The following is a 1851-nucleotide window of genomic DNA, read 5'->3' as shown; positions in this document are numbered from 1 at the left end:
AGTACCTCTACCGCTATCTGCTGGTGCGCGAGGTGCACGGCATGACGATAAACGAGCTGCAGAGCCACACGCTGCACGATTTTGCGTTCTGAGGAGGCGGACATGAGTAAATTAACGGATATTCTGGGGCTGTTTAAGTACGACCCCGAAACGGACGGCGCAAACACATTTAACATCACGCAGGCGCTTAATAATAACTGGGACAAGATCGACGCATGGGCGTCTGGCATCAAGACGACGATCATGGGACTGGTGCCAGGAACGCGCAAGGTCAATGGCAAGGCGCTGAGCGAGGATCTAACCCTGACCGGAGAGGATATCAAGGTCAGCGGGAGCAACGAGACGAGCATCAATTCGTCTTTGTCAAATAAGGTTGCTTATATAGGTCCGCCATTGGACAATGTAGCGATTGCAACGCAGATTACAGCATCACTTTTTGGGTTTAACAACACATGTCCAGATGATCCGTATGGCGGTTCGTCAGGTGTTGGCATTACGATTCCCGGGTGGGGAGATGGCGTGTGGGGAACACAAATAGCATTCGATTACGGTAGTCTTGCCCCGGCATTTCGGCAATATTACGATTATGGGCAGACGGTTAATCCATGGACGTTTTTTTTAATCTCCACACCGCCGCAGGTGCGCAACCTGACCTTGCAGTCCGGTTATACAGCAGACGGCGACTGTACTTTTTTTGTAACGCAGGAAAGCGTAGTGTTTCTCGCAGGCGGTGTATCTGGCACACTTTCTGCGAACCAAGACACGCAGATCGGCACGCTTCCGGCGGATGCCTGCCCGTCTGCGCAGCGCCGTCGGCCAGCTGTGACAAATAACGGGCCTGCGTACATCGATATTCACACGGACGGGACAGTGTGGGCGCATCCGTTTGCTGCGGCGTCGCAGTGCTGGTTTGATTGTTCGTTTGTGGCAGAGGGAGGGGCGTAAATGCTAAATGTGACGCTGGCTGACCGCTGCGTTGTGGACGCAGATGGTTTTTATAAGATTTTTGTCACCGTGCAGACCGAGCTGGGAGCGGATGAAACTTTAACCGAGACTGTGCTCGGCTACAAGCTCAAAGAGGACGAATCCCTGATTGAAACGTTACCGCCGGGCAGAAAAGAACATGCGAGCGGTGCGGGCTTCGTCAAACCTCGCTGGGACGAGGACGCTGCCGCATGGGTCGAGGGCGCGACCGCTGAGGAGCTGGCCGCATGGGAGACGGAGCACCCCGCGCCCGCGGTCGATCTGGACGCCGAAAAGGCGCGCCGTATCCAGCAGTCCAACGATGACCTCGAGGATTACCTGCTGGCGCACCCGCTCCAATGGACGGATGGCGAGTATTACGCCATCACGCAGAAAAAGCAGAACCAGCTGACCAGCAAAATCAGCGTCGCACAGGCAAAAGCGCAGCTTGGCGTTCCGTATGAACTCAAGTGGAATACCACGGGCGAGGTTTGCGTAGAATGGAAACTTGCCGATCTGATGGCCCTTGCATTTGCGATCGACGAGAGAGTCACTAAGCTGGTGGAGTATCAACAGACGAAGGAGATCCAAATCAAAAACGCTGGGACAATTGAGGAGTTGAACGTGATTGAGGTGGACTATGACACGGTTCAGTAGTGTGCTGCTGCATAGCGTGCTCGCCGTGATTGGCGGGCTGATGTACATGGGTATAGAGATCCTCTGGCGCGGCCACACGCACTGGAGCATGGGGATCTTGGGTGGAGTGTGCTTCGTCCTGATCGGCCTGCTCGACGAGTGGCAGGATCACCCGCCGCTCTGGCTGCAAATGCTCGAGGGGGCGATGCTCGTGACCGCGCTCGAGCTGATCACCGGACTGATCGTCAACCG

At 55.5% G+C, this 1851-nt stretch carries 2 protein-coding genes and 1 pseudogene; all 3 read left to right on the top strand.

All coding sequences use genetic code 11. The features are described 5' to 3' along the window. The first annotated feature begins 102 nt into the window (after window positions 1–102). Complete coding sequence (locus tag EJL02_RS13980; protein ID WP_125116961.1) at window positions 103–945, top strand: hypothetical protein; 843 nt, start codon at window positions 103–105, stop codon at window positions 943–945. Beyond that, window positions 946–1620, top strand: coding sequence for a hypothetical protein (locus EJL02_RS13975; RefSeq protein ID WP_125116960.1), 675 nt, complete (start codon window positions 946–948; stop codon window positions 1618–1620). Further along, window positions 1604–1851 (top strand): annotated as a pseudogene (locus tag EJL02_RS13970) (putative ABC transporter permease); the annotation flags it as partial. The gene EJL02_RS13975 and the pseudogene EJL02_RS13970, both read left to right, overlap by 17 nt.

The sequence above is a fragment of the Agathobaculum sp. Marseille-P7918 genome, assembly GCF_900625105.1.
In the GTDB taxonomy this organism is placed as follows: domain Bacteria; phylum Bacillota; class Clostridia; order Oscillospirales; family Butyricicoccaceae; genus Agathobaculum.
This window is presented reverse-complemented; position numbering and strand designations above follow the sequence as displayed.

Bases quoted from the DNA above. Each gene is read 5' to 3' on its own strand.
- EJL02_RS13980 (WP_125116961.1), top strand. From the start codon at position 103: ATGAGTAAATTAACGGATATTCTGGGGCTGTTTAAGTACGACCCCGAA.
- EJL02_RS13975 (WP_125116960.1), top strand. From the start codon at position 946: ATGCTAAATGTGACGCTGGCTGACCGCTGCGTTGTGGACGCAGATGGT.